The sequence below is a fragment of the Marinobacterium profundum genome (genome assembly GCF_001528745.1).
In the GTDB taxonomy this organism is placed as follows: domain Bacteria; phylum Pseudomonadota; class Gammaproteobacteria; order Pseudomonadales; family Balneatricaceae; genus Marinobacterium_A; species Marinobacterium_A profundum.
The window spans coordinates 227,531-253,785 of the sequence record NZ_BCNS01000091.1 but is presented as its reverse complement, the minus strand read 5'-3'; the positions used below and the strand labels follow the sequence as shown (position 1 = coordinate 253,785).

General features: G+C 59.1%; 24 protein-coding genes. 15 read left to right on the top strand and 9 right to left on the bottom strand.

Features of this window, described 5'->3' with window-relative positions; translation table 11 throughout:
* Window positions 1-908: 908 nt before the first annotated feature.
* Window positions 909-3,671, bottom strand: a complete 2,763-nt coding sequence (polA, locus tag MPRO_RS07105) for a DNA polymerase I (RefSeq protein WP_067289413.1) — start codon at window positions 3,669-3,671, stop codon at window positions 909-911.
* A gap of 93 nt (window positions 3,672-3,764) precedes the next feature.
* Between polA and MPRO_RS07100 the strand changes: the two genes are divergently transcribed.
* From MPRO_RS07100 to uvrD, 3 genes are all read left to right on the top strand, one after another.
* Window positions 3,765-4,043: a DUF2782 domain-containing protein gene (locus MPRO_RS07100; RefSeq protein WP_067289411.1), complete on the top strand. Its 279-nt coding sequence runs from the start codon at window positions 3,765-3,767 to the stop codon at window positions 4,041-4,043.
* Between the two features lie 6 nt (window positions 4,044-4,049).
* Complete coding sequence (locus tag MPRO_RS07095) at window positions 4,050-5,027, top strand: homoserine kinase (protein ID WP_067289409.1); 978 nt, start codon at window positions 4,050-4,052, stop codon at window positions 5,025-5,027.
* A 131-nt stretch (window positions 5,028-5,158) separates the two neighbouring features.
* Window positions 5,159-7,378, top strand: a complete 2,220-nt coding sequence (uvrD, locus tag MPRO_RS07090) for a DNA helicase II (RefSeq protein ID WP_067289406.1) — start codon at window positions 5,159-5,161, stop codon at window positions 7,376-7,378.
* A 25-nt stretch (window positions 7,379-7,403) separates the two neighbouring features.
* Here uvrD and MPRO_RS07085 read toward each other — a convergent pair whose 3' ends face one another.
* Window positions 7,404-8,264 carry a class I SAM-dependent methyltransferase gene (locus MPRO_RS07085; protein ID WP_067289402.1) on the bottom strand — a complete coding sequence of 287 codons (861 nt, stop codon included), beginning with the start codon at window positions 8,262-8,264 and terminating at the stop codon, window positions 7,404-7,406.
* Window positions 8,265-8,339: 75 nt separating this feature from the next.
* Complete coding sequence (locus tag MPRO_RS07080; protein WP_067289399.1) at window positions 8,340-8,738, bottom strand: acyl-CoA thioesterase; 399 nt, start codon at window positions 8,736-8,738, stop codon at window positions 8,340-8,342.
* A 203-nt stretch (window positions 8,739-8,941) separates the two neighbouring features.
* Between MPRO_RS07080 and MPRO_RS07075 the strand changes: the two genes are divergently transcribed.
* From MPRO_RS07075 to phoU, 5 genes are all read left to right on the top strand, one after another.
* Window positions 8,942-9,913 (top strand): PstS family phosphate ABC transporter substrate-binding protein, encoded by a 972-nt coding sequence (locus tag MPRO_RS07075; protein WP_067289397.1) that lies wholly within the window; start codon window positions 8,942-8,944, stop codon window positions 9,911-9,913.
* 176 nt (window positions 9,914-10,089) lie between these two features.
* Window positions 10,090-12,366 (top strand): ABC transporter permease subunit, encoded by a 2,277-nt coding sequence (locus MPRO_RS07070; RefSeq protein ID WP_067289395.1) that lies wholly within the window; start codon window positions 10,090-10,092, stop codon window positions 12,364-12,366.
* A 23-nt stretch (window positions 12,367-12,389) separates the two neighbouring features.
* Window positions 12,390-14,078, top strand: coding sequence for a phosphate ABC transporter permease PstA (pstA, locus tag MPRO_RS07065; RefSeq protein ID WP_173645502.1), 1,689 nt, complete (start codon window positions 12,390-12,392; stop codon window positions 14,076-14,078).
* 38 nt (window positions 14,079-14,116) lie between these two features.
* Window positions 14,117-14,950 carry a phosphate ABC transporter ATP-binding protein PstB gene (pstB, locus tag MPRO_RS07060; RefSeq protein ID WP_067289391.1) on the top strand — a complete coding sequence of 278 codons (834 nt, stop codon included), beginning with the start codon at window positions 14,117-14,119 and terminating at the stop codon, window positions 14,948-14,950.
* A 60-nt stretch (window positions 14,951-15,010) separates the two neighbouring features.
* On the top strand, window positions 15,011-15,763 hold the full coding sequence (phoU, locus tag MPRO_RS07055; protein WP_067289389.1) for a phosphate signaling complex protein PhoU: 753 nt from the start codon (window positions 15,011-15,013) through the stop codon (window positions 15,761-15,763).
* A gap of 75 nt (window positions 15,764-15,838) precedes the next feature.
* Here phoU and MPRO_RS07050 read toward each other — a convergent pair whose 3' ends face one another.
* Window positions 15,839-16,414 (bottom strand): DUF1415 domain-containing protein, encoded by a 576-nt coding sequence (locus MPRO_RS07050; RefSeq protein WP_067289386.1) that lies wholly within the window; start codon window positions 16,412-16,414, stop codon window positions 15,839-15,841.
* A 105-nt stretch (window positions 16,415-16,519) separates the two neighbouring features.
* On the opposite strand from MPRO_RS07050, the gene MPRO_RS07045 reads away from it, so the two are divergent.
* The 4 genes from MPRO_RS07045 to phoR all read left to right on the top strand — a co-directional run bounded on the left by MPRO_RS07045 (window position 16,520) and on the right by phoR (window position 20,176).
* Window positions 16,520-17,083: a chorismate--pyruvate lyase family protein gene (locus MPRO_RS07045; protein WP_067289479.1), complete on the top strand. Its 564-nt coding sequence runs from the start codon at window positions 16,520-16,522 to the stop codon at window positions 17,081-17,083.
* Window positions 17,084-17,088: 5 nt separating this feature from the next.
* A complete protein-coding gene (gene ubiA / locus MPRO_RS07040) occupies window positions 17,089-17,994 on the top strand; it encodes a 4-hydroxybenzoate octaprenyltransferase (protein WP_067289384.1) in 906 nt (301 codons plus the stop codon).
* Window positions 17,995-18,115: 121 nt separating this feature from the next.
* Entirely contained in the window at window positions 18,116-18,811 is a 696-nt protein-coding gene (phoB, locus tag MPRO_RS07035) for a phosphate regulon transcriptional regulator PhoB (protein WP_067289381.1), read from the top strand.
* A gap of 33 nt (window positions 18,812-18,844) precedes the next feature.
* Window positions 18,845-20,176, top strand: a complete 1,332-nt coding sequence (gene phoR, locus MPRO_RS07030; RefSeq protein WP_067289377.1) for a phosphate regulon sensor histidine kinase PhoR — start codon at window positions 18,845-18,847, stop codon at window positions 20,174-20,176.
* Between the two features lie 138 nt (window positions 20,177-20,314).
* Here the strand turns inward: phoR and cysZ are convergent, their stop codons facing one another.
* A complete protein-coding gene (gene cysZ, locus MPRO_RS07025) occupies window positions 20,315-21,088 on the bottom strand; it encodes a sulfate transporter CysZ (RefSeq protein ID WP_067289373.1) in 774 nt (257 codons plus the stop codon).
* A gap of 75 nt (window positions 21,089-21,163) precedes the next feature.
* Window positions 21,164-21,391, bottom strand: coding sequence for a hypothetical protein (locus MPRO_RS07020; RefSeq protein WP_067289370.1), 228 nt, complete (start codon window positions 21,389-21,391; stop codon window positions 21,164-21,166).
* Between the two features lie 145 nt (window positions 21,392-21,536).
* Between MPRO_RS07020 and MPRO_RS07015 the strand changes: the two genes are divergently transcribed.
* Entirely contained in the window at window positions 21,537-22,475 is a 939-nt protein-coding gene (locus tag MPRO_RS07015) for an NADP-dependent oxidoreductase (protein ID WP_067289365.1), read from the top strand.
* A 24-nt stretch (window positions 22,476-22,499) separates the two neighbouring features.
* Here the strand turns inward: MPRO_RS07015 and MPRO_RS07010 are convergent, their stop codons facing one another.
* The 3 genes from MPRO_RS07010 to MPRO_RS07000 are packed head-to-tail and all read right to left on the bottom strand — an operon-like array spanning window position 22,500 to window position 23,858.
* The gene (locus tag MPRO_RS07010; protein ID WP_067289361.1) at window positions 22,500-22,958 is read right to left on the bottom strand and encodes a hypothetical protein; all 459 of its coding nucleotides are present in this window, start codon (window positions 22,956-22,958) and stop codon (window positions 22,500-22,502) included.
* 34 nt (window positions 22,959-22,992) lie between these two features.
* Window positions 22,993-23,253: a hypothetical protein gene (locus MPRO_RS07005; protein ID WP_067289357.1), complete on the bottom strand. Its 261-nt coding sequence runs from the start codon at window positions 23,251-23,253 to the stop codon at window positions 22,993-22,995.
* On the bottom strand, window positions 23,253-23,858 hold the full coding sequence (locus MPRO_RS07000; protein ID WP_067289354.1) for a YjaG family protein: 606 nt from the start codon (window positions 23,856-23,858) through the stop codon (window positions 23,253-23,255). Before MPRO_RS07000 ends, MPRO_RS07005 begins: the two co-directional genes overlap by 1 nt.
* 141 nt (window positions 23,859-23,999) lie before the next feature.
* On the opposite strand from MPRO_RS07000, the gene MPRO_RS06995 reads away from it, so the two are divergent.
* Together MPRO_RS06995 and MPRO_RS06990 are read left to right on the top strand one after the other, a co-directional pair.
* Window positions 24,000-24,551, top strand: coding sequence for a TRAP transporter small permease subunit (locus MPRO_RS06995; RefSeq protein ID WP_067289350.1), 552 nt, complete (start codon window positions 24,000-24,002; stop codon window positions 24,549-24,551).
* On the top strand, window positions 24,548-25,927 hold the full coding sequence (locus tag MPRO_RS06990) for a TRAP transporter large permease (RefSeq protein WP_067289347.1): 1,380 nt from the start codon (window positions 24,548-24,550) through the stop codon (window positions 25,925-25,927). The genes MPRO_RS06995 and MPRO_RS06990 overlap by 4 nt, the downstream gene beginning before the upstream one ends.
* Window positions 25,928-26,255: the final 328 nt, after the last annotated feature.

Here is a 26,255-nt window from a genome sequence, read left to right as displayed (position 1 = left end):
CGTTGGCAGGGTCAGTTGTGGTCTAATGGACAGGATATGTCTCGCACCAGGCTTCAGAACAGCGCTGAAACTAGGAGGCTGTCCGAGAATGCTAGCCGTAGCGAGAGCCGACTGATTTGAGCGGTTTTTTGCGGTGTTTTAAGGCGATAAATCGGCAGGATAGCCGATTTACACAGCGTTAGCTGCCCGAAGGGCAAGTTACAGGGATGTAGCTTGTGAATAGTGGTTCTATTTAACGCAAAACAGCACAAAAAACAGCCAAACTCAGGTGGTTCGCAGTAGGTTGAGTATTGTCGGACAGCCTCCTAGCAGCCTGTCGGACTTACCACTGATCTACTGCGGAAAAGCCGATTTTGGGCATTATTCGCGCTCTTTTTGACTCGTCGCAAGCTCCTCGGTCTGCGACTCCGCTAAAGCGGCTCTTTACACTGCGTTACAAGTGTTAAATAGAACCACTATTCGTCTCAAAAGAGCTCAAAAACTGCCTCAAAACGGACTTTCCCGCGCAACGATCGGCCAGCTAGAAGCGTCCGTCAGCACGCCACATGACGGTACGCCCCCCGGAACAATTCGCTTGGGTAAACGGTGCTACAGGCACCCTACAAAAGCACGTGCCCCGCAACCCCATTGCACCCTATGCTTCTTTACTTCAAGGCGGCCGGATACGGGTCGATGTAAGATGAAAGTGCTCTACAAAAAGAAGCCCTGCAACTGGCTGGAAGGGGAATTACAGACAGTCGTAGGGCTTCAACGCATGCTTCTTGTGTCAGAGATCACTGCCATGGCACAAACAAATGTAAAAATGTGACTCTGCGTATCAGTTGAGTCCTGGGGCGCTACGAAAGTTCCGGAGCGGCTAAAAGCGATACTCTTAACCGCCCCTTTTCTCAGTTACACGACACGAGTTGTTAGTGCGCCTCGTCCCAGTGAGCACCAACGCCTGCTTCCACTAGCAGGGGCACATCCATTTTCGCCGCCGCAGCCATGCGCGCCTTCACTTGTGGCACGAAGTCGTCGACCAGATCCTCCCGTACCTCGAACACCAGCTCATCGTGTACCTGCATGATGACGCGAACATCCAGCCCCGTATCATCCAGCCACTGCGCCACCTGCACCATCGCACGCTTGATAATGTCCGCCGCCGTACCCTGCATGGGCGCGTTTATGGCCGTGCGTTCGGCCCCCTGACGGCGCATGCCATTGCTGGCATTGATTTCCGGCAGATAGAGCCTGCGTCCGAACACCGTCTCGACGTAACCCTGGGCCCGCGCCTTCTCGCGAATGTCATCCATGTAGCGCTGCACACCTGGATAAGTGGCAAAGTAGTGATCGATATACTGCTGCGCCTCGTTGCGGCCTATGCCAAGCTGCTTGCCCAGCCCGAAGGCTGACATGCCATAGATCAGGCCGAAGTTGATGGCCTTGGCGCTGCGCCGCTGCTCGATGGTGACCTGATCCAGTGCAACCTTGAACACTTCCGCCGCCGTGGCGCGGTGAATGTCCTCGCCCTTGGAGAAGGCACTCAGCAGCCCCTGATCCTGCGACAGGTGCGCCATGATGCGCAGTTCGATCTGGGAGTAATCCGCCGCCACCAGACGGTAGCCTTCGGGCGCAATAAAGGCCTGACGAATGCGCCGCCCCTCGGCACTGCGAATCGGGATGTTCTGCAGGTTCGGGTCGGTGGACGACAGCCGCCCGGTGGCGGTAATGGCCTGATGATAGGAGGTATGAATGCGGCCAGTGGTCGGATTGATCATCAGCGGCAGCTTGTCGGTATAGGTGGACTTAAGCTTGCTCAGGCCCCGGTGCTCCAGAATCAGCTTGGGCAGCGGGTAGTCCAGCGCCAGCTCCTGCAGCACTTCCTCGGCGGTCGAGGGCGCACCCTTGGGGGTCTTTTTCAGTACCGGCAGTTTCTGTTCTTCATAGAAGATCTGCTGCAGCTGTTTGGGGGAACTCAGATTGAATGGTCGCCCCGCCAACTCGAAGGCCTCGCGTTCCAGCGTAACCAGACGCTCGCCGATCTCCACGCTCTGCTTGCCCAGCAGGTTGGCATCCACCAGGGCACCGTTGCGCTCAATGCGAGACAGCACCGGAATCAGCGGCTTTTCGATTTCCTCGAAAACCTGCAGCAGCGAGCCTTCTTCGCTCAGGCGGGCATGCAGCACCTGGTGCAGCCTAAGGGTGATGTCGGCATCTTCGGCGGCGTAGGGTGCGGCCTGCTCCAGTGCGATCTGATTGAAGGTCAGCTGTTTTTTACCCTTGCCGGCGATGTCTTCAAAATGCACCGTCTGCTGTCCCAGGTAGACATCGGCCAGGCTGTCCATGTCATGGCGGGTCACCACTGAATTAAGCACATAGGACTCCAGCATGGTGTCAAAGGCCACGCCCTGGAGTTCAATGCCATAGCGCGCCAGCACATTCATGTCGTACTTGATGTGCTGGCCGACCTTGGCGAGATTGGCATCTTCCAGCAGCGGCTTGAGCTGGGCCAGCACGGCGGCGCGATCGAGCTGCTCCGGGGCGCCTACATAGTCGTGGGCCAGGGGCACATAGGCCGCACGGCCAGGCTCAATGGCAAAGGAAACGCCCACCAGCTCCGCCTGCATGGAATCCAGACTGGTCGTTTCGGTATCAAAGGCGAACAGGCTCGAAGCCTTGAGCGCGCTGATCCAGCGATCCAGATCCGCCTGCTCCAGCAGGGTTTCGTATTCGATCTGTGCGGGTTCTGCAGCCAGAGTGCCCGCTGTAGCATCGGCGGCGGCCTGCGCTATAGTCTGCGCCCGCGACGAGGTGCCCAGTTCCTGAATCCAGCTGCGAAACGAAAAGCGGCCAAACAGCTCCAGCAATTTTTCATTGTCGGGCGCCGGCAGGCCAAAGTCGGTTACACCCTGATCCAGCTCGACATCGGTCTTGATGGTAGCCAGCAGATACGAAAGCTCTGCGGCTTCGCGGTTTTCCTGCAGTTTTTTGGCCATGGTCTTGGCGCCACGAAAGCCCAGGGTGGCAATCTTGTCGAGGTTTTCATACAGTGCCGCTATGCCACCAATGCCCTGCAACAGCCCCAGCGCAGTTTTCTCGCCCACTCCCGGCACACCAGGAATGTTGTCGACCTTGTCCCCCATTAACGCCAGCAGGTCGATCACCAGTTCCGGCGGTATACCGTACTTTTCCTGCACCCCGGCGGCGTCCATGCGGACATCGTTCATGGTGTTGATCAGTGTCACATGCTCATCCACCAGCTGCGCCATATCCTTGTCCCCGGTGGAGATAAGCGTGTTCATGGCTTGGGCGCTGGCCTGACGCGCCAGGGTGCCGATCACATCATCAGCCTCAACCCCGTCCACCATCAGCAGGGGCAGGCCCATGGCACGGATGATGTCGTGAATCGGTTCGATCTGCAGCCGCAGGTCATCGGGCATGGACGGACGCTGGGCCTTGTACTCGGAAAACAGTTCGTCCCTGAAGGTTTTGCCCTTGGCGTCGAACACCACCACCACCGGGCTTTTCGGGTACTGCCTGATCAGACTGCGCAGCATCGAAGTCACCACCCGCACCGCGCCTGTCGGAAAGCCCTCTTTGGTGCGCATGTCGGCCTGCTGTGAAGCAAAGAATGCACGGTATAAATAGGAAGAGCCGTCGACTAGAATGAGGGATGGGTGTTGCTCGCTCATAGCGGTATCCATGATTGTTAGTGCCGGGGGATAGTGTCAGGGCTGACAATCATATTAAATATGCCGCAGCCAACCAACGAATATGGAAATAAGATGAAAAAACTGCTGTTGCTCGCCAGCCTTCTGCTGGTGCCGCCGGCGCAGGCGGAGACAATACCGGAGTTCGGGCCGGACGCCCCGCAAATCACCATTCGCCACAACGACGAACGCGCCTTTTACGAGTACCGGGTCAACGGTGTGCTGAAAGAGGTCAAGGTGGTTCCCAAAGTCGGGAAGCCCTATTATCTGGTGCCGGTCGAGGGTAGTGGTGAATTCAGCCGCTTCGAAGAATCCTCCCTGCTAATCCCCAAATGGGTCATCTTCAGCTGGTAATATTTTGTGGCGGTATATACAGAAGTAACTGCACAGGACCTCAACCGCCTGCTGGCCGATTTTGATCTCGGCACGCTGGTCGCCCACAAGGGTATAGAAGGCGGTATAGAAAACACTAACTATTTTGTCACGCTTAAAAGCCCTGCCGGCACCGAACAGGAGTTTGTCCTCACCCTGTTCGAGGAATTTACGCTGGAGGAGATGCCTTTTTTCGTCGAACTGACCTGCTGGCTGGCCGAACGCGACAGCCCGGTGCCAGCACCCTTCAAGGACCGTGACGGCATTGCACTGAAGCAACTGCACGGCCGCCCGGCGTTGCTGTTGCCGCGTTTTGGAGGCCAGCATGTGGCCCAGAGTGAACTCAGCCCGGCGCACTGCAGCTCCGTTGGCGCAGCCTTGGCACAGATGCACCTGGCCGGCTCCGAGTTCTATCTGCATCGCCAGGCCCACCGCGGGGTCTTCTGGTGGCGCCGCGAGAGCCAGCAGATTGCGCGCCTGTTGCCGGAAGATGAAGCCCAGCTGCTCAGCACCGAAGTGCGCAACTTCGATGCCCTGCGTGCAGCCAAGCTGGATCTGCCCATGGGCGTCATTCATGGTGACCTCTTCCACGACAACGCCCTGTTCAGCGGCACCGACGTTAGCGCCATTCTGGACGTCTACAACGCCGCCACCGCCTATCTGCTGTACGATCTGGCGATAGTGGCCAACGACTGGTGCACCAGGCCAGACGGCAGCATAGACACTGAGCGGGAAGCAGCCCTGTTGCAAGCCTACAACGCCGTGCGCCCGTTCACCGATGACGAGCGGCAAGTCTGGTCACAGCTGACCCGCACCGCCGCCATGCGTTTCTGGCTCTCGCGCCTGATTCCCTGGCTGGGCATCGAACAGGCTGGACGCCAGGGCGTGGAAATGAAGCTCAAAAATCCAGACGAGCTCAAACGCATCCTGCTGCACCGCATAGAACACCCCTCGCAGCTGCCCTGATTCAGGACGGCAGCCAATCGCAGTCGTTCGGGTTATACTGGACGCCCATACAGCCCTTTTCTTTTCAGAGTCGCCCGCTGCTAACCCGCAGGCGGCCCTGAAATCAACCCCAGAGCCCGATTGTTGCCGCCATGGATTTAACCCCGATACTCGACTCACTCAACGATGCCCAGCGCGAAGCGGTCTCTGCACCGGTGCAGAACCTGCTGGTACTGGCCGGTGCCGGCTCCGGTAAAACCCGCGTGCTGGTGCACCGCATTGCCTGGCTGATCCAGGTCGAGGATATCTCGCCCTACTCGATCATGGCGGTGACCTTTACCAACAAGGCCGCCCGGGAAATGCGCGGGCGTATCGAAGAACTGCTGGGGCTCAACCCCCACGGCATGTGGGTGGGCACCTTCCACGGCCTGGCACACCGTCTGCTACGCTCGCACTGGCGCGATGCCGGCCTGCCGGACAACTTCCAGATCATGGACAGCGATGATCAGCTGCGGCTGATCAAGCGCCTGGCCAAGGAAATGAACCTGGACGAACAGCGCTGGCCGGCGCGACAGTTCCAGTGGTTCATTAACGCCCAGAAAGACGAAGGCCTGCGCGCGCGCCACATAGAACCTTCCAACGACCCTTTCCAGCGCACCATGCTGAATATCTACGAAGCCTACGAGCAGGCCTGCGATCGCGGCGGCATGATCGATTTCGGCGAACTGCTGCTGCGCAGTCTTGAACTGCTGCGTGACCGCTCGCCGGCGCTGCTCAAGCACTACCAGGAGCGCTTTCGCTACCTGCTGGTGGATGAGTTTCAGGACACCAACGCCATCCAGTACGCCTGGCTGCGCCTGCTCTGTGGCGCCGAACGCAAGCTGATGGCCGTCGGCGACGATGACCAGTCAATCTATGGCTGGCGCGGCGCCCGCATCGAGAATATTCAGAACCTGCCAGAACACTTCCCCGGCACTACGACCATCAAGCTGGAGCAGAACTACCGCTCCACCAAGAACATCCTGCAGGCGGCCAACGCCGTCATCGGCAACAACCAGGGGCGTCTGGGCAAGCAGCTCTGGACCGAAGGCAGCGATGGCGAGCTACTGTCGGTCTACTCCGCCTTCAACGAACAGGACGAAGCCAGCTTTATTGTCGGCCGCGTGCAGCAGTGGGTGCAGGACGGCAACCTGCGGGTCGATTCCGCCGTGCTGTACCGCTCCAACGCCCAGTCACGTATTATCGAGGAAATGCTCATTCGCGCAGGTGTGCCCTATCGCATCTACGGCGGACAGCGCTTCTACGACCGACTGGAAATCAAGAATGCCCTGGCCTATCTGCGCCTGATGTCGAGCCGTCACAACGACACCGCCATGGAGCGCGTGATCAATGTACCGACCCGCGGCATCGGCACCCGCACCATCGAACTGCTGCGCCAGCACGCCCGCGAGCAGGAACTGAGCATGTGGCAGGCGGCCTGCGAAATTATCGAGCAGGGTCTGCTGCCGGCCCGTGCCGGCAATGCACTGCGGGGCTTCCTTGAACTGATCGACAGGCTCGATACCGAGACTCGGGATACCCAGCTGCACGAGCAGACCGAGCACATGATCAAGCACAGCGGCCTGGTGCAGCATCACGAAAAGGAAAAGGGCGAAAAGGCACAGTCGCGCCTCGAAAACCTTGATGAGCTGATCACAGCCGCGCGCCAATTTGCCGGCAGCTGGCAGGAAGATATTGAAACCGAGGAAGGTGAAGCCCGCACGCCCATGGTCGCCTTTCTCGATCAGGCGGCACTGGATGCCGGTGATGCCCAGGCCGACGAACACCAGGACAGCGTGCAGATGATGACACTGCACTCGGCCAAGGGGCTGGAGTTCCCGCTGGTGTTCCTGGCGGGCATGGAAGAAGGTTTGTTCCCCCACAAGATGTCGATCGAGGAGCCCGGCCGGCTCGAGGAAGAACGCCGTCTGTGCTACGTCGGCATTACCCGGGCGATGCAAAAGCTGTATCTGACCCATGCGGAATCGCGCCGTCTGCACGGCCAGGAAAACTTCAACCGCGCCTCGCGCTTTATCCAGGAAGTGCCGCCCGAGCTGATCGAGGAAGTGCGCCTCAATGCCCAGGTTCGCCGCCCGCTGACCGCCCGAAGCCCGAGCGAGCCTCTGTTTCAGGGTAGCAGTTCCTCACTGTCCAACGCCGAGGTGCCTGCCACCAATATTTCCCTGGGGCAGCGCGTCGGCCACGCCAAGTTTGGCGAAGGCATAGTGGTCAACTACGAAGGCTCTGGACCCAAGGCACGGGTGCAGGTGAACTTTGATGACGAGGGCTCCAAGTGGCTGATGCTCGGCTACGCCAACCTGCAGCCGCTGTAAAAAACACTGTCTGCCGGGCTGCGTCCTAGAGAGCATCCAGCGCCGGTGTGACCTTGCGCAGCCACAGGCTGGTTTCCAGCGCTTCATCCGGCATCGGCAGCCCCGCCACAAAGCTATGCTGTAACTGGGATTGCATGCGACTGGCGGCGTAATGGCTGGACCAGAGCGGTGTGGCTGCGCCGCTACTAAGCAACACCGCCACTGCCTGCTGTTCGTTGTAACCGCGCCAGCGCCACTGCTCGGGGTAGTCGTCGGGCAGCAGTATGTCATGGAAATGCACCAGCACGCCGGCAGCCAGCACTGGCCAGACCCGATTCAGCAGCCAGTCGACATCGCTGCCTGGCAGCAACAGATGGCTGGAATCAATAAAGAGCAGATCCCCGGCCTGCAAACGCTCGAACAGTGCCGGATCCGCCTGTTGTACCGGCGTACGCTGCACCTTCACATCCAGCCGGGCCAGATCCGCCCGTGGCGCAGGGTCGATACAGATCAGTTCGGTACTCAGCCCCTCATCCTGACAGGCTTTGACAAAGAAGCGCGTGGAATGGCCGGACCCCACCTCGATAATCATTCGCGGGCGCTGCAGCCGGGTCAGGCCGTAGGCGATAGCGCCATCCAGGCGGGGAAACCAGCTCTGCTGCCAGCGAGGCAGCGGCGGCTGGGTACCACTAAATCCCTGCAACTGTGGCGCAAAGGCGTCCAATGCGGTGAGCAACTGACTGAACTGTGGCTCATGGCGCGCCAGCAGCTGTTCCAGCGCCGGGTAAGATGGCGTTGCCTCCGGCAGCTGGTCGGCGTAGCGATAGGGAATGAAGTAGCCCTGACGGCGCCATCCGAGCAATGTCGAAAGCGCCATCCTGAGCAGTTTTATGCGCCGCGTGTACATGTGATCTCCAGATGCAGGCTAAAGCGGGGCCTGTTAGTCAAACTGAGCTACAGGAAGTTCACCTGCATGCTGCGATCACTGCACCGGCAGCGGGCGAATATGTCCGTACTGATCGATGGCAACCTGGACACATTCGGTTTCGGTGACCTTGCGTGGCTCCCGGCCATCGGGGCAACGACCCCAGACCTCAACCAGAATACGCGCTGAGCTGTTGCCCAGTTCAATCACGCGGGTATAGAAGCTGAGAATGGTGCCAACCAGCACCGGCGAGAGAAAATCCATGCTCCCCACCGACACTGTGGCAATGCGGCCCTCGGCAATCTTGGCGGCGCGAATTTCTGCCGCTTCAACGGCCCGCGCCACGACCCAGCCGCCATAGACATCGCCAAACATGTTGGTTGCCTGACTGCTGGCCGGCAATTTTAGGCTCAGCTCACCGTCGGGTAACGGATTGTGCTCATCAACACTGGACATGATCGATATTCCAACCTGTATTTTTCGGGTGCAGATTTCGGATGCACAGAGTGTAATCTTCACAGCTTCACAAATCACTACCTGTAGCGCGCCAGCCCCCCGACTGCAAACCCTCGCAGGTTGTCACATTAGTGTCACAGACCCGCCCTATAGTGACGTCCAACAACTGAACACTGACTCTTAAAACTCTTCAGGAGCTAACCATGACACCGATGAAAAAGCTGATCTCAGCCGTTGCCATCTCGGCAACCTGCCTGACTGCCAACGCCTCCGATCTGCTGGATGCCAACCTGCCGACTTACGAAAAAGCGTCTGGCGTTTCAGGCAACCTGTCCAGCGTCGGTTCCGATACTCTGGCCAACCTGATGACCCTCTGGGCTGAAGAGTTCAAGCGTCTGTACCCCAACGTCAACATCCAGATTCAGGCCGCCGGGTCTTCCACAGCGCCGCCAGCCCTGACTGAAGGCACTTCCAACATTGGCCCCATGTCCCGCAAGATGAAAGACAAGGAGCTGGAATCCTTCGAGCAGAAATACGGCTACAAGCCGACCGCTGTTGCCGTGGCCATCGACGCTCTGGCCGTGTTCGCCCACAAGGACAACCCCATCGCCGGCCTGAGCATCGACCAGGTTGACGCTGTGTTCTCGTCTACCCGCAAGTGCGGCGGCGCTGACGACGTCACTAACTGGGGTCAACTGGGCCTGGAAGGTACCCTGGCCGACAAGAGCATTCAGCTGTTCGGTCGCAACTCGGTATCCGGCACTTACGGTTACTTCAAGGAAAAAGCGCTGTGCAAGGGCGATTTCCGCAACAACGTTAACGAACAGCCAGGCTCTGCCTCTGTTGTACAGTCTGTCTCCACCTCGCTGAACAGCCTGGGTTACTCCGGTATCGGCTACAAAACCGCTTCCGTACGTGCCCTGCCACTGGCGAAGAAAGCTGGTGAAGAATTCGTTGAAGCAACGCCGGAAAACGCCATTACCGGCAAATACCCGCTGGCACGTTCGCTCTACGTTTACATCAACAAGAAGCCTGGTACCGACCTGCAGCCGCTGGAACGCGAGTTCCTCAAGCTGGTCATGTCCAAGGCCGGTCAGGAAGTGGTCGTGAAAGACGGTTACATCCCGCTGCCCGCCAAGGTTGTTGAAAAACAGATGGCTGCTCTGGGCCTGTAACACAGCTTCCCCCGGCCGGTTCCAAGCCGTGATCGGAGAGAGTTAAGGTGTTACGAAATGCAGGGGTGCTGGCGACAGCATCCCTGCATTTTATTGTTCGCGGCTTGTAACAAAAGCGTCATATAACTGCATTATTGTAGCCGCCGTATATTCAGGACTTCCGGGAACCGAGTGTCATGAGCAACGAAGCCACAGTTAGCGTACCCGAGCTCGACTTCAATACGCCCTCCGCCAGGCGCAAGCGCAAGATGCGCGCGCTCAAGGACAAGGCTGCGACCGTCGGCATCGGCATCGGCGGCATCAGCGTTATAGTCGCTATTCTGCTGATTTTTTTCTATCTGCTATATGAAGTAATGCCACTGTTTCGTTCCGCCGCCGTCGAGCCCTGGCAGCAGAACGGCCAGGTCGTCAGCCCCTACCCGCTGCCGGGCCAGGGCAAGACGCTCTATCTGGCCATGGAAGAACAGGCTGAAATAGGCCTGCGCCTGACCGATGCGGCTGAAGTTATCTTCTTCAACACCCGCAGTGGCGACATCGTCAGGCAACAGTCGCTGGATCTGCCCGAAGGCGTATCCATCAGCAGCTTTGCCCTCATCTCCGATGCCCGTCGCCTGTTTGCGCTGGGACTGAGCAACGGCAATGCCCTGGTACTGCGCCACGATTACAAGGCATCCTACCCCGACGGGGTGCGCGTACTGTCACCGGAACTGGCCTACCCGCTGGGCACCGACCCCATCCCCATGGGCGACAACCCGCTGGAACTGCTGACGGTTAATGGTGATGGCGACAACTGGCGCCTGATCGGCGGCAACGCCAGCGGCCTGACTCGCACCGATATCGAACTGAGCGAGAACTTCCTCAGCGGTGAAGTGGAAACCAGCATCGAAACAACCCACCTGGCGCAACCCAACGTCAAGGCGACCAAACTGTTGCTGATGCCGGATCGGCGCTGGCTGCTGATCGCCGCCCAGGGTGGCAAGCTCGCCGTAGCTGACCTGCAGGCACCGAACGACGCCAGCATCAGCCAGATCATCAACGCCACCAATGGCGATATAGAGGCATTTGAACTGCTGCTGGGCGGCAACTCCCTGATGCTGGCTGACAGCAAGGGCCGCGTTTCACAGTGGTTCCTGGTGCGTGATGAGCAGGGCAGCTGGCAGCTGACCCCCATTCGCCACTTCGACACCGAAGGCGGCACCCTGTCGAGTTTCACCACCGAACACCGTCGCAAGGGCTTCGCTACTCTGGACAACGAAGGCACCCTGAAGCTGTTCAACACCACGGCGCAGCGCACTGTACTGAGCGAGAAACTGCTGGACGGCCCCGCCGACCAGATCGCCTATGCACCGCGTTCCAACGCCATGCTGCTGGAACAGCGCGGAACATTAAGCTTCTGGGCCATCCACAACGAGCACCCGGACATTTCCTGGACCGCGCTCTGGGACAAGGTCTGGTATGAAGGTTATGAAGAACCGGCTTATGTATGGCAGTCCTCCGCCGCCAACAACGACTTCGAGCCCAAATACAGCCTCATGCCACTGGCGTTCGGTACTCTCAAGGCTGCCTTCTACGCCATGCTACTGGCGACCCCGCTGGCCATCTGCGGTGCCATCTACACCGCCTACTTCATGGCTCCGGGCCTGCGCCGCAAGGTAAAGCCGGTGATCGAGCTGATGGAGGCTCTGCCAACGGTCATCCTGGGATTTCTGGCAGGTCTCTGGCTGGCGCCCTTTATGGAACTCAACCTGGCTGCGGTCTTCCTGATTCTACTGGTGGTCCCGGCATCGATCCTGGCCTTTGCCTTTGGCTGGGCGCAAATGCCCAATCGCATCCGCTACCTGCTGCCCGACGGCTGGGATGCCGCCCTGCTGATTCCGGTGGTCATGCTGGCAACCTGGCTTAGCTTTGCCCTGGCCGGCCCGGTTGAAAACCTGCTGTTCGGCGGCGACCTGCGCCTGTGGGTCAGTCAGACCATGGGCATCAGCTACGATCAGCGCAACGCTCTGGTGGTGGGTATCGCCATGGGCTTTGCCGTTATCCCGACCATCTTCTCGATCACCGAGGATGCCATCTTCGCGGTGCCCAAGAGCCTGAGCTACGGCTCACTGGCGCTGGGTGCCACGCCCTGGCAGACACTGGTGCGCGTGGTCATGCCGACCGCCAGCCCCGGTATCTTCTCGGCGGTGATGATCGGCATGGGCCGTGCGGTAGGTGAAACCATGATAGTGCTGATGGCCACGGGCAACACCCCAATCATGGATGTAAACATCTTTGAGGGCATGCGTACCCTGGCCGCCAATATCGCGGTGGAAATGCCGGAGTCCGAAGTGGGCAGCACCCATTTCCGCATCCTGTTCCTGGCCGCCTTCGTACTGTTCATGTTCACTTTTATGGTGAACACCCTGGCCGAGAGCATTCGCCAGCATCTGCGCCAGAAATATGGCTCTCTGTAATCGGGTGACTGAGGATTAATGTGATGAGAATTTCCGTTTCCGACTGGACCCGCTCCGGCTCCCCCTGGGTCTGGCTCAACGCCGGCGCCGTGGCCATCTGTATCATCATGGTGCTGGGCCTGCTGGCGCTGATCGCCGTGCGCGGCCTGGGTCACTTCTGGCCCGCCGACGTGCTGAGCGCCAGCTACGATCAGAGCGGACAGCGTTCCGTGCTAGTGGGCGAACTGGTGGAGTCCGAGTTTGTACCCGCCGCCCAGCTGCGCGATGCCGGCGTCGATGTACCCGCTGGCCTCGAGCACATGAAACGTGACCTGTTCAAGGTCGGTAACCGCGATATCACCGGCGCCGACTTTGTCTGGGCGCTGGATGACCATGTGACCGAACGCAGCTATCCGGCGATGATGTTTGTCGCCGAACGTCGCGAATGGGGCAACCTTTACGGTTATCTGCAGGCCATCAAGCAGGACGGCGAACTGGTCGCCCAGCATGACGGCTACGCTCCGGGCCCGGAATACGATGCGCTGTGGCAGAACTTTCAGCGTCGCATCAGCCGTGCCCAGGATCTGCATGCCCAGATTGAGGACATCCAGAAAGGCGTTATCGGCTCCATCAACTATGAACTGGAGCGCCTGCGCCTGAAGCAGCGTTCACTGGAACTGAAAAACGTCACAGATCCGCAGCCCTATGCCGACATCGAAGACAGGCGTAGCGAACTCAATGCCGAGTACGAGGAACTGCAGGTCGATCTGCTGGAGCTGAGCAATGCGCTGAACCGCGACAGCTTTGTGGCCGAAGTGGCCGACGGTCGCAGCGTGGAAGTGCAACTGTCCAAGGTTGTGCGCGCCTTCCTGCCCAACAGCATGCATCTGGGCGACAAGGTTCTGCACTACGCGGCCAAGATCTGGGAATTCATCGCCGATGATCCCCGTGAAGCCAACACAGAGGGCGGCATATTCCCAGCCATCTACGGCACCGTGATGATGGTACTGCTGATGTCCGTGATGGTGACACCGTTCGGAGTTATCGCGGCGGTTTACCTGCGCGAATATGCCCGCCAGGGCTTCACCACCCGTGTGTTGCGCATCGCCGTCAACAACCTGGCCGGCGTACCGTCCATCGTTTACGGCGTCTTCGGCCTGGGCTTCTTCGTTTATTTCCTGGGTGGCAATATCGATGACCTCTTCTTCCCCGAAGCCAAGCCGTCGCCGACCTTTGGCACCGGCGGCCTGATGTGGGCCTCTCTGACCCTGGCACTGCTGACAGTACCGGTGGTCATCGTCGCCACTGAGGAAGGCCTGAGTCGAATCCCCCGCGCCGTGCGCGAAGGCTCACTGGCACTGGGCGCGACCAAGGCTGAAACCCTGTGGAAGGTAGTGCTGCCCATGGCCAGCCCCGCCATCATGACCGGTGTTATTCTGGCCATTGCCCGCGCCGCCGGTGAAGTGGCTCCGCTGATGCTGGTGGGCGTGGTCAAGTTGGCACCAAGCCTGCCGCTGGATATGAATTACCCCTATCTGCATCTGGATCAGAAATTCATGCACCTGGGCTTCCACATCTATGATGTGGGTTTCCAGAGCCCGAACGTGGAAGCGGCCCGTCCGCTGGTTTATGCCACAGCGCTGCTGCTGGTGGTAGTGATCGCCCTGCTGAACTTCTCAGCCATCGCGATTCGCAACCATCTGCGCGAGAAATACAAAGCGCTTGAAATGTAACGCTGGCCTGACGCGCTGACTTAACAAAGGTTTGAGACATGAGTAGCAATATGAAATCCCATGCGATCGACATTTCCTCGCTCAAGCGTGATCCCCGTGCACTGAACATGGACGACGAGGAAATCACCCTCAAGGTCAATGACCTGCGCCTGCGCTACGGCGACAAGGAAGCACTTCACGGCATCAACATGCTGATTCCCAAGAACCGGGTCACCGCCTTTATAGGCCCGTCGGGCTGCGGCAAATCCACACTGCTGCGCTGCTTCAATCGCATGAACGACCTGGTGGATGGCTGCCAGATCGACGGCGAAATTCTGCTGGACGACAGCAACGTTTACGGCCGCGGCGTGGATGTCGCCGAACTGCGCCGTCGTGTTGGCATGGTGTTCCAGAAGCCCAACCCCTTCCCCAAGTCGATCTACGAAAACGTAGCCTATGGCCTGCGTATTCAGGGCCTGAAGAAGAAGCGCCTGATTGACGATACCGTGGAATGGGCGCTGCGCTCCGCCGCCCTCTGGGATGAGGTCAAGGACCGTCTGCACGAGAGCGCACTGGGCATGTCCGGTGGTCAGCAGCAGCGTCTGGTCATCGCCCGTACCATCGCCGTGAAGCCTGAAGTCCTGCTGCTCGACGAACCGGCATCGGCACTGGATCCCATCTCGACCCTGAAGATCGAAGAGCTGATCCATGCTCTGAAAAAGGATTTCACCATCGTCATTGTTACCCACAACATGCAGCAGGCCGCCCGCGTATCGGACTACACCGCTTTCATGTACATGGGCGACCTAATTGAGTTTGGCGTCACGGACACCCTCTTTACCAACCCGGTGCAAAAGCAGACCGAAGACTACATCACCGGCCGTTACGGCTGATGCAGTCTTGCAGCCTGCAAAGACGCGATAACCCGAATAACCGCTACGGAGAAAGACACCGTGGAATATGAAAAAGACGGCTACAGCACCCACATTTCCCAGCAGTTCAACGAAGATCTCGAACAGATCCGGACCGAACTGCTGACCATGGGCGGCATGGTGGAGCGCCAGGTGCAGGACAGCATCGAAGCCCTGCTGAACGGCGATAGCGACCTGGCCGAGCGCTCACTGCGCGGCGACAAGCAGACCAACGACATGGAGCTGATGATCGATGAGCACTGCACGCGCATCATCGCCCGCCGCCAGCCTGCCGCCAGCGACCTGCGCATGATCATGGCGATCTCGCGCGCGGTAGTGGATCTGGAGCGCATCGGCGACGAAGCGACCCGTATCTCACGTCAGGCCATTGAGCTGGTCAAGGGCGGCGAGTCTCCCCGCGGTTACCAGGAAATTCGTCATATCGGCAGTCTGGTCCGCATCATGGTGCGGGATGTCCTGACCGCCTTTGCCCGCAGCGATATAAACCTGGCTTACCAGGTCGCCAAGCAGGACAAGGCCGTGGATCAGGAATACCGTTCAGCGATGCGCTCGCTGGCCACCTACATGATGGAAGACCCGCGCTCCATCAGCAGCGTACTGAATGTAATCTGGGTGCTGCGCTCCCTCGAGCGTATCGGCGATCATGTCTGCAATCTGGCCGAACATCTGGTCTATCAGGTGAGTGGCACGGACGTGCGCCACCAGAGCTTGCAGGAAATGCGCCGCACGGTGAATGACGAATCCGGCGACCTTGACGAGTCAGACGATACCTAAACCCCGCACACTGGCGTAACAATACAATGGCCGCGGTAGCGCTAGCTCCGCGGCCATTTTCGTTATAACAGCTGTTTAGCAGTAATCGGCGAAAGGCGGGAAGAGCTTGATCAGTCCCTCAGGGCCCAGTGCTCGCAGGTGCGCAATATTGCGCTCCGGGATGGCGTCGGGGTCGGGATAGTGTGCCAGCACGCGGCTCATCTGACCTTCACGCAGCAGGTGAAACATCGGATAGGGCGAGCGGTTGGTCCAGTGGCTGATATCGTCGGCCGGCACGCCACCAAAGCGATAGCGCGGATGGAAGCTGGCCAGCTGAAACACCCCCTCCAGCCCGGCCTTCGCGATCAGTGCCTCGCACTGCGCCAGCGCATCCAGGTAATCGTAGAAGTCATCCAATGCCGCCGGCACTATCATCAGCGTTGTGGCAATCTCTTCTTCCGGCGCCTGCTGGATCAGAGCCAGCTCCTGCAGGAAATCGCGGGCCACGGCCTCGGCGCTGTCCGCCGGTGATACCGCGAAGCGCAGTTGCTCACGCTTGAGTACCGCAGCAGCAAAGGGGCACAGATTCTCCCCCACCACCATGACCTCAACCCAGCGCTCGGTTAGCGCACGCACCTGATCGGCACACAATTCTGTCGTCTTTTCGTTCATCGCGCGATGCTACCACAGCCGGGCCGCGAAGATGTATGCCTCAGCCCGCTTGAGCCCAGCGACCTGAGTGCTAAGATAGGCCCCTTTCCTGCCCCGGACCCTGCCGTGACACCCGCTCAAGCCCTGACTCGTAACCATTTTTCGACCCGCTGGCGCGCCCTCAGGCGACCGTCCCGGCTGGCCGCACCCCAGCCCTGGCGCGACTGGTTGCAGGACAGGGGCAGCCTGACAAAACGGCTGACACGGGCGAGTCATGGCCAGTTCAGTGTCCAGCTTGTACGTCTGGGCTATGCCCGCCCAACCCGCTCTGAAGCCCGTGCCCTGGGCATGCAGCCACGGCGCCAGGCGCTGATCCGCGAGGTGCAGCTGCTGGGCCAGGGTGAGCCCTGGGTCTATGCCCGCTCGGTGATTCCGATTGATACCCTGTCAGGGCCGCAGCGTCAGCTCAGGGGCGTGGGCAGCCGCTCCCTGGGGACACTCTTGTTCAGCGACCTGTCGATGCAGCGCGAGCCACTGCAGATTGGCCGGCTGCGCCTGCAGGGCAGCGACCCGCTCTGGGCCCGCCGTTCGGTGTTCCGGCTGGCCAACAAACCCCTGCTGGTGTGCGAGGTGTTTCTGCCCGCACTCCAGCACGTCGAATATCCCCGCTTTCGGGGTCACAACGGATAACGCCCATGCATCAGCCACCCGCTAGCCAAAGTCTGTCCGCACATCTGCGTGATCGCCTGGATGCCTATATCCAGCTGTCCAGGGTCAATAAGCCCATCGGTATCTACCTGCTGCTGTGGCCAACCTTCTGGGCACTATGGATAGCCGCAGACGGCGTACCACCACTGGATATCCTGCTGATCTTCAGTGCCGGCGTGTTCCTTACCCGCGCCGGCGGCTGCGTTATCAATGACTTCGCTGATCGCAAGGTTGACGGCCATGTCAAGCGTACCGCCGGCCGACCACTGGCCTCCGGCCGCGTCAGCAGCCGCGAGGCCCTGTACCTGTTCGCCGTGCTGATGATACTGGCGTTCATACTGGTGCTCTATACCAACTACACCACGGTGCTGATGTCATTCGGCGGCCTGCTGCTGGCGTTTTGCTACCCCTTCATGAAGCGCTATACCCACCTGCCCCAGGTCGTGCTTGGTGCCGCCTTTTCCTGGGCCATCCCCATGGCCTTTACCGCGCTGGAGGCCGAGCTGATACCAAACGCCTGGCTGCTGTTTCTGGCCAATCTATTGTGGACAGTGGCCTACGATACCTACTACGCCATGGTCGATCGCGACGACGACCTCAAGATTGGCGTTAAATCCACCGCCATCCTGTTCGGTGATGCGGACCGGGTGATTATTGGCCTGCTGCAGGGGCTGTCGCTGCTGTGCCTGGTGATGGTGGGGCAAAACCTCAGCCTTGGCGCCTGGTACTACGGAGGTCTAGTCGCCGCCGCCGGCTTCTTCGTCTACCAGGCCTGGCTCACCCGCACGCGGATGCGTGATGCCTGCTTTCGTGCCTTTCTCAACAACCATTACGCCGGCCTGGTGATCTTTATCGGCCTGGCAGCGGACTACAGTCTCAGCACAGGCGCCTGATCGGCGCCTTTTTACCTGAAAAACCAACCAATTGGCGCTGATTACGGCCTTCGTCACATCTCTGTCATAATTTACGTTTGTAATGATGTCGTCTTAATTGCTACGTACAGAGGCAGGACCCATGTCTGCAGCAAAACGTGTACTGATTGTCGACGATGAAGCGCCGATACGTGAAATGATCGCGGTGGCGCTGGAAATGGCCGGCTACGAGTGCCTGGAAGCTGATAACGCCCGCGATGCCCACGAACTGGTCGTGGACAGCCCACCGGATCTGGTGTTGCTGGATTGGATGATGCCCGGTATGACCGGCATCGAATTTGCCCGCAGGTTGCGCAAGGATGCACTCACCGCAGAAATCCCCATCATCATGCTGACCGCCAAGGGTGAAGAGGACAGCAAGGTGAAGGGGCTTGAGGCCGGGGTGGATGACTATATCACCAAGCCCTTCTCGCCACGCGAGCTGGTGGCACGGCTGAAAACGGTTTTGCGCCGCACCACGCCCAAGGGCGTCGAAGAACCGGTTAGCGTGGATGGCCTGATGCTGGACCCCATCTCGCACCGCGTGACCTCCGACGACAAGCCCATTGAGCTGGGGCCGACCGAGTTTCGCCTGCTGCAGTTTTTCATGACGCATCAGGACCGCGCTTACTCTCGCAGCCAGCTGCTGGACATGGTTTGGGGCGGCAATGTCTACGTGGAGGAACGTACCGTCGATGTGCATATACGCCGCCTGAGAAAGGCACTCACTGAGCGTCACGACTACCTGGTGCAAACCGTTCGCGGCACTGGTTACCGTTTCTCCTCCCAGGTGGCATAATTCGCCATCTGACAATCAGGGGCCCAGACGAGTATGCAGAACACGCAGCACGCAATGTTCGTCAGCCTGTGCCTGAGTGCACTGGCCGGAGCGGGTGCCGGTCTGCTGTTTGGCACCCCGGCCTGGGGCGCCACTGCCGGCCTGCTGGGCTGGGGCAGCTACCAGATTCGCCAGTTTCAGAAACTCCAGACCTGGCTACAGCGCAATGATGGCGCGGCGCCGCCCGAGGCCACAGGTTACTGGGGTGAGCTGCTGGACGAGCTGGCACGCACGCAAAAAACCGATCGCAGCCGTGAAAAGAGCCTGCAGGCCGTTATCCTGCGTTTCCAGCAGTCGTCCGCCGCCTTGCAGGACGGCATCGTCATTGTCGATCGCAACAACAATCTGGAATGGTGGAACCGTTCGGCCGACAAGCTGCTGGGCCTAAAGGCGACGTCGGATCGCGGCAAGCCGGTAATAAACCTGCTGCGTGACCCGCGTTTTATCCGCTATTTCCGCAAGGGCCAGTATGCCGAGCCACTGGAACTGCCGAGCCCTGTAAACAACGACCTGCACCTGCAATACCAGATCACCCTCTTCGGCGAAGGCAACCGGCTGCTGGTGGCCCGTGATATTACCCGACTGATGCGCCTGGAGCAGACCCGCCAGGACTTCGTCGCCAACGCTTCCCACGAGCTGCGCACACCTCTAACGGTCATTCGCGGCTATGTCGAAACTTTTATGGATCAGGATCTGCCGCGTCCGCTGGCCCGCGCCATGGGACAGATGCAGGCTCAGGCACTGCGCATGGAGAGTCTGGTCAATGACCTGCTGCTGTTGTCACGGCTGGAGTCCAGCAACCATATCGCCGATGAACACCAGATCCAGCTCAAACCCATGCTGGAGCAGATTCGTCAGGATGCCCAGGTGCTGACGCAAACCCAGCAAAAAGACCATGTCATCAGTCTGCAGCTGGACAGCGATTTTGATCTGGCCGGCCAGGAACTGGAGCTGCACAGCGCCTTCTCGAATCTGGTATTCAATGCCGTGCGTTACACACCGGCCGGGGGCAGGATAGCGCTGCGCTGGTGGACAGACACAAACGGCGGGCACTTCTCGGTCGCGGACGACGGCATCGGTATCGACTCCATCCATATTCCGCGCCTGACGGAACGCTTTTACCGCGTCGATGAAAGCCGCTCATCCTCCAGCGGCGGCACAGGCCTTGGGCTGGCCATCGTCAAGCATGTGCTGGTGCGCCACGGCGCCCATCTCAGTATCGACAGCCGACCTGGTAAGGGCAGCACCTTCAGCTGCCACTTCCCGCCCGAGATGCTGGTCGACGCCGCCGATCGCAAGACCGAAACCGCCGACGCCCGGCACTAGAGCAGCACTTTCATCTTACCTCGACCCATATCCGGCCACCTCGAAGTAAGGAAGCATAGGGTGTAATAGGGTTGCGGGGCACGTGCATCAGGGTGCTGATGAGCGAAGCGAATCGCACCGTTTACCTAGCAGCCTCATTTAACGCAGACGTAATTCCGCTGACTCACCTTCCACCACCGGTGCATGCTCTTCCACCCAGTACAGGGTGGCACCCACCACCGCCGCTGGCATCAGTATCAGATTCAGCAGCGGCACCATCATGCCCAGCTGCACCAGGCCACCAAAGCCAATCGATGTCAGGCGTTTCTCTTTTAGCAGCAGCTTCATCTGCCCAAAACTGACCTTGTTGTTATCCATGGGGTAGTCGCAGTACTGGATCGACATCATCCAGGCACCGAACAGGAACCACAGTAACGGCGAGATCAGGCCCACCACCGGCACAAAGGTCAGCACCAGCAGCAACAGCACTCGCGGCAAATAATAAGCGATCTTGGCCAGTTCCCGCGCCAGTGTGCGCGGCACCAGCGCCAGCACCCCCTGCCAGCCCTCATCGGCACTGCGAACTCCACGCAGGTTGCTTTCGACCTTTTCTGCCAGCAAACCGTTAAAAGGTGCCGCGATCAGATTGGCCACCAGCGTAAAGCTGTAATAGACCAGCACCAGTACCACCAGCGCCAGCAGCGGCCAGAGCAAATAGCGCAGGAACGATAACCATTCCCAGTCCGGCAACAGCTGTGTCAGCAGGTAATCGACCCAACCATCAAACTGGCTCATCAGCAGCCAGATAGCACCGCTGAACAGCAACACATTTATCAGTAGTGGGATCAGTACGAAATTGCGAATCGAGGGGTGGGGCAACATTTTCAGGCCGCGCAGCAGATAGCCTGCGCCCTTAACAGGATTTCCTTTCATGACAGACCTTGCGTGATTGCACTTGGATGGCGGCCCGCAGCTCTTAACCCGGGCCTGCCCACTTATACGAGATTATCAGCTGATATAAAACAGATAACCCTTAAGCACAACGGCCAGAATCATCATCACCAGCGCGATACGATTAATACGGTTCTCACCGGCACTGAAAGCAATAGTCGGCTGCCAGAACATCAGCAGTGAGCGGTAATCCCGGGTGCGCAGACCATAGAGCCCCAGCGACACCAGAAACAGGATAACTCCACCCCAGAACAGCACTTGTTCCAAAATTCCCAAATAAACCATACTCTTGCTACCTGATATCTGTTTCGCGTGTTTAGGCCCGCCCAGGCGGCCTGCAGAAACACCAAGCCTAACAAATTCAAACCTCAAGAGCTGCAGTTCCGACTAGCACTTTCGCCGCAGCCCCTCTGCCCAGCAGGAGACTTTCATGAAAGCGATTCGCATTCACGCCTTTGGCGGCCCTGACGCCCTCAGCTATGAGGAAGTGCCGACCCCCACCATTCGCGACAACGAAGTTTTAGTGCGCAACAAGGCGGCCGGCATCAATCCGATTGACTGGAAAACCTGCAGCGGCGGGGGTGCCGCTTCCTTTATAGGCAAACTGCCCTTCGTGCCCGGTTGGGAGTTTGCCGGCGTCGTTGAACTGGTCGGAGCAGCGGTGGAAGGCTTCAAGCCCGGCGACGAAGTCTTTGGTTTTATCCGCTTTCCTGAAGCAGCCGGATGCTATGCCGAACATCTGGCGGCGCCGGCAAATCAGATCGCCCACAAACCTGCGCAGATGTCATTCAGTGAAGGCGCGGGGCTTGGGTTGGCGGGGCTCACTGCCTGGCAGGCGCTGTTCGACAAGGGGCAGCTCAGTGCCGGCCAGCAAGTGCTGGTACTGGCAGCGGCTGGCGGTGTGGGGCATCTGGCGGTGCAGCTGGCCAAGGCGGCCGGCGCCCAGGTAACAGGCTCCGCCTCGGCGGCCAACCATGAGTACCTGCAAAGCCTGGGCTGTGATGCGGTGATTGATTACCAGACGCAGAACCTGGGTCAGGAGCTGCAGGACATCGATCTGGTGATCGATGGCATGGGCGGTGAGGTTGGCATCAATGCATTGCAGTGCCTCAAACCCGGTGGTCGCCTGGTCACCTTGCCCTCGGTTACCCTTGATGCGGTGGTACGCGCCGCAGAAGCAGCTGGCGTGCAGGCAAGCGGCATCCGGGTTGAACCCAATGGCGTCCAGCTGGCAGAGTTGGCCAAGCGCTATGCCCAGGGTAGCCTCAAGCTAACCCTGGCCGCTGAAATACCCCTGGCCGAAGCCCGTAGCGCCCACCAGCAGAGCGCCGGTGGTCATGTACGCGGCAAGCTGGTGCTGACCGTCTGATCAGCACCCGCTGAAGAATGGGCGTTACTGCGCCGGCGCATCCGCGGCAATGCCGCCGCTGCATTCATACTGCTGCTGGCGCAATAGCAGGCGACAGCCTTCACCACGAATATCACCTTCCCAGCAAGCGTACTTGGCCCAGGACTTGTCATCTTCGGTGAGCTTGAGTCGGTACGCCGGTACGCCGTCACAGAACCCTTGCGAAGGCGCTGCTTCAGCAAGGCAGGCCTTGAGGAAGTAGTCTTGCTGCAAGGTGCACTCAAAACCGATACAGCCACTAAAATCATTCAGGGTCTGGGTCAGGCAGGCCTGCTGATCGTGGCTCTGGCCAAACAGCCGCCCCTGGGCCTGAAAGGTTTCCCGCACATCTATCTGGCGCTCATTGAACTGCTCCAGCCACAGCGGGCCACTCAGCCAGGCCCAAAGGCCCGACACCAGCGTAATAAGGCCGAGCCCGATAAGGACTTTGCTGCGTGATTTCATAGTCAACCCGGTGTTTCAGAGAGTAGAAAGGCCTTCAGCGACGCCTGGTGTACAGGCCGCCAAGACACAGGAACAGGCCCAGGGTGGAGAGCAGCATGCCACCGTTCACCAGCAACGGATTGCGCGCGCTAAAGGGTACAAAAGCATGATTGCCCACCGGGTCACAGGCCTCGGCGGCATAATCGAAAGATCCGCCGGCATCAAGGCAGGCATCAATCAGCGACTGTTCCATCATGTAACCGGCCATCATGCCGATCGCCGGCACCAGCAGCAGTAAAAGGCCGAGTCTGAGCATCAGTCCTGATCACTAATGCCGATGTTGCTGAAACCTTCGTTGCAGCCCAGATCGCGCAACTGCTTCACCAGTGCCGGGTTGAAGGGACCATCGGCTTCCAGCAATTCCAGCGTCGTGTCCACAAAGGCTTCTTCCTGCAACATCATGTCGTGGGTATTGATGAAGCGCACCAGCTCCTCGTCGGACATCTGGTCATTGCCTTCGGTGACCTCGATGTAGGACGCCACACACTCGCGGGACAGATTCAGTGCCGCCACGGCTTCAGCCGAGTCATTATCCAGAATTGCGCTCAGGGTGGAGAACAACGCCAGTACCGAGTCCAGTGCCGGGGATGCACCATACATGTCGAAGGCATCCAGATCCGGCATATTGCTCTCGACCTTGTCCAGCTGCACTTCGAAGTTCATCTTGGCACCGCTGTTGGACAGATGATCCCAGACCCCATTCAGAATCTGGCGCAGCTGCTGCGCATCGCCAAATTCAGCCAGCCGGGAAAAGAGCGCAAAATTCGGAAACATGCGTTCGGACAGGGTGGCGCAGAAGGCCGTCAACCGGACCTGCTCCAGTTCTGACAGGCGTGCTTCTATATCCAATTGATCACTCATTGATCTCTCCGCAGGTCGAGGCAGTTTCGTAGGCCCTATTGTAAGGGTTTTACAGTAATTTGCAGTACGGGAAGTCATGACGGCCCTGCCTGATGCGGTTATATTAGTACCTCCTCGAATTGAATCGCGGTTATAACAAAAATGTCCTCATTCTCGTCGATCAATCGACTGGTCCAGATGCTGGATTGTTTCAGCGAATGGAGCGGCCGCATTATTTCCTGGCTGACACTGACCATGGTGCTGACGACCTTCGTGGTTGTGGTCATGCGCTACCTGTTCAACTTCGGCAACATCGCAGTACAAGAATCCATTATTTACATGCACAGCTTTGTCTTCCTGCTGGGCGCCGCCTACACCCTCAAGCACGACGGCCATGTGCGGGTGGATATCTTTTACCGCCCGCTGAGTGAGCGCGGCAAGGCCTGGATCAACCTGTTCGGTACCCTGCTGCTATTGATGCCCGTGTCCATTTTCATACTGGTGATCTCCTGGGAATACGTCGCCACCTCCTGGGGCCAGCTCGAAGGCTCCCAGGAAGCCGGGGGTATTCCGTACCGCTACATACTCAAATCAACCCTGATCATAATGCCCATCATGATGATCATGCAGGGTATCGCCGACCTTGGCCGCTGCCTGCTGGTAATCTGCGGCCACGGTCATCTGCTGCCGACTGACGAGGAACACGGTCTATGAGCGAACTTCTTCCGCTGCTGCTGTTCGCAGGCGCCATAGCCGTATTGCTACTGGGTTACTCCGTGGCCTTTTCCCTCGCTGGCACCGGCCTGCTGTTTGCCGCCATCGGCACCTGGACAGGACACTTCGATTCCGTCTTTCTGGAAGCCATCCCCAACCGCCTGTTCGGCATCATGAACAATGAAGTACTGATCGCAGTACCGCTGTTTGTGTTCATGGGGGTCATGCTGGAAAAATCCCGCATCGCCGAAGAGCTGCTGGATGCCATGGCGCTGATGTTCGGCCCCATGCGTGCAGGCCTTGGCATCTCGGTCACCCTGGTGGGAATGCTACTGGCCGCCAGTACCGGTATCGTTGGCGCTACAGTGGTGACCATGGGGCTGCTGTCCTTGCCCACCATGCTGCGCCGTGGCTACGATCCCAAGGTGGCCACCGGCATTATCTGCGCCTCAGGTACCCTGGGGCAGATCATTCCGCCGTCTATAGTGCTGGTACTGCTGGGGGATGTTATTTCATCCGCCTATCAGCAGGCACAGATCGACCAGGGCATGTTTTCGCCTGAAACCGTCACAGTGGGTGATCTCTTCCTCGGCGCGCTGATTCCCGGCCTGATCCTGGTTATGGCCTATGTTCTCTATCTGCTGTTCAAAGCCGTGGTTGATCCCAAAAGCGTGCCGGCCATTCCCCAGGCCGAGCGCGATGCAGTGGATGACCTCACTGCCCGCGTACTCAAGGCACTGGTGCCCCCCATTATGCTGATCGGCTTGGTGCTGGGCTCCATTCTGGGTGGCTTTGCGACCCCGACAGAGGCCGCTTCGGTCGGTGCTGTCGGCGCCATTGCGCTCAGCATAATGCGCGGCAACTTCAGCTATATCGTGCTCAAGCAGGTGATGAAGTCCACCACCGAAGTCAGCTCCATGGTATTTATCATCCTGGTGGGCGCCTCCATCTTCTCGCTGGTGTTCCGTGGTTACGGCGGTGATGATCTGGTGCGAGACTTCCTGACCGACCTGCCCGGCGGCGTCTTCGGCGCCATGGCCATCGTTATGCTGGTCATCTTCCTGCTTGGCTTCTTCCTCGACTTTATCGAGATCACCTTTGTGGTCGTGCCCATAGTGGCGCCGATTCTGCTCACCATGGGGCTGGATCCGGTGTGGCTGGGTATCATGATCGCCATCAACCTGCAGACCTCCTTCCTGACGCCGCCCTTTGGCTTCGCGCTCTTTTACCTGCGTGGCGTGGCGCCCGAGTCGGTCTCGACCATGCAGATCTATCGCGGCGTTATACCCTTCATCCTCATACAGCTGGTGGTCCTCAGCCTGCTGGCTTACTGGCCGGCGCTCGCCACCTGGCTGCCAGAAGTGGTGTACGGCTAATGTGTACGGCTGGGATGGGGGTAGCGCAGCGAAACCCATCAATGGTGTCTTGTTGGGTTACGGCCATCGTTGGGTTACGCCCCTTCGGGGCTTCACCCAACCTACCGTCAGGGTAGATTCATCCTGAACATGCACCACTCCTTCGCATAAGGGCCAGGAATGGCCTGAATGCCGTTTTTGCCGGGAGCAAAAAACGGCCCTGCGACCGCGATATGACCGCCATGGATGGCGGAAATCCTGACATTGCAGGAGCTAATGTCAGGGCCCGTTCATCCTGAACATAAAAAAGGCCGACATTTCTGTCGGCCTTTTTTACAGCGGTATTTTT

Coding starts and splice junctions, on each gene's coding strand:
- polA (WP_067289413.1), bottom strand. CDS start 3,671: ATGAGCGAGCAACACCCATCCCTCATTCTAGTCGACGGCTCTTCCTAT.
- MPRO_RS07100 (WP_067289411.1), top strand. CDS start 3,765: ATGAAAAAACTGCTGTTGCTCGCCAGCCTTCTGCTGGTGCCGCCGGCG.
- uvrD (WP_067289406.1), top strand. CDS start 5,159: ATGGATTTAACCCCGATACTCGACTCACTCAACGATGCCCAGCGCGAA.
- MPRO_RS07085 (WP_067289402.1), bottom strand. CDS start 8,264: ATGTACACGCGGCGCATAAAACTGCTCAGGATGGCGCTTTCGACATTG.
- MPRO_RS07080 (WP_067289399.1), bottom strand. CDS start 8,738: ATGTCCAGTGTTGATGAGCACAATCCGTTACCCGACGGTGAGCTGAGC.
- MPRO_RS07075 (WP_067289397.1), top strand. CDS start 8,942: ATGACACCGATGAAAAAGCTGATCTCAGCCGTTGCCATCTCGGCAACC.
- MPRO_RS07070 (WP_067289395.1), top strand. CDS start 10,090: ATGAGCAACGAAGCCACAGTTAGCGTACCCGAGCTCGACTTCAATACG.
- pstA (WP_173645502.1), top strand. CDS start 12,390: ATGAGAATTTCCGTTTCCGACTGGACCCGCTCCGGCTCCCCCTGGGTC.
- pstB (WP_067289391.1), top strand. CDS start 14,117: ATGAGTAGCAATATGAAATCCCATGCGATCGACATTTCCTCGCTCAAG.
- MPRO_RS07050 (WP_067289386.1), bottom strand. CDS start 16,414: ATGAACGAAAAGACGACAGAATTGTGTGCCGATCAGGTGCGTGCGCTA.
- ubiA (WP_067289384.1), top strand. CDS start 17,089: ATGCATCAGCCACCCGCTAGCCAAAGTCTGTCCGCACATCTGCGTGAT.
- phoB (WP_067289381.1), top strand. CDS start 18,116: ATGTCTGCAGCAAAACGTGTACTGATTGTCGACGATGAAGCGCCGATA.
- phoR (WP_067289377.1), top strand. CDS start 18,845: ATGCAGAACACGCAGCACGCAATGTTCGTCAGCCTGTGCCTGAGTGCA.
- cysZ (WP_067289373.1), bottom strand. CDS start 21,088: ATGAAAGGAAATCCTGTTAAGGGCGCAGGCTATCTGCTGCGCGGCCTG.
- MPRO_RS07020 (WP_067289370.1), bottom strand. CDS start 21,391: ATGGTTTATTTGGGAATTTTGGAACAAGTGCTGTTCTGGGGTGGAGTT.
- MPRO_RS07015 (WP_067289365.1), top strand. CDS start 21,537: ATGAAAGCGATTCGCATTCACGCCTTTGGCGGCCCTGACGCCCTCAGC.
- MPRO_RS07010 (WP_067289361.1), bottom strand. CDS start 22,958: ATGAAATCACGCAGCAAAGTCCTTATCGGGCTCGGCCTTATTACGCTG.
- MPRO_RS07005 (WP_067289357.1), bottom strand. CDS start 23,253: ATGCTCAGACTCGGCCTTTTACTGCTGCTGGTGCCGGCGATCGGCATG.
- MPRO_RS07000 (WP_067289354.1), bottom strand. CDS start 23,858: ATGAGTGATCAATTGGATATAGAAGCACGCCTGTCAGAACTGGAGCAG.
- MPRO_RS06995 (WP_067289350.1), top strand. CDS start 24,000: ATGTCCTCATTCTCGTCGATCAATCGACTGGTCCAGATGCTGGATTGT.
- MPRO_RS06990 (WP_067289347.1), top strand. CDS start 24,548: ATGAGCGAACTTCTTCCGCTGCTGCTGTTCGCAGGCGCCATAGCCGTA.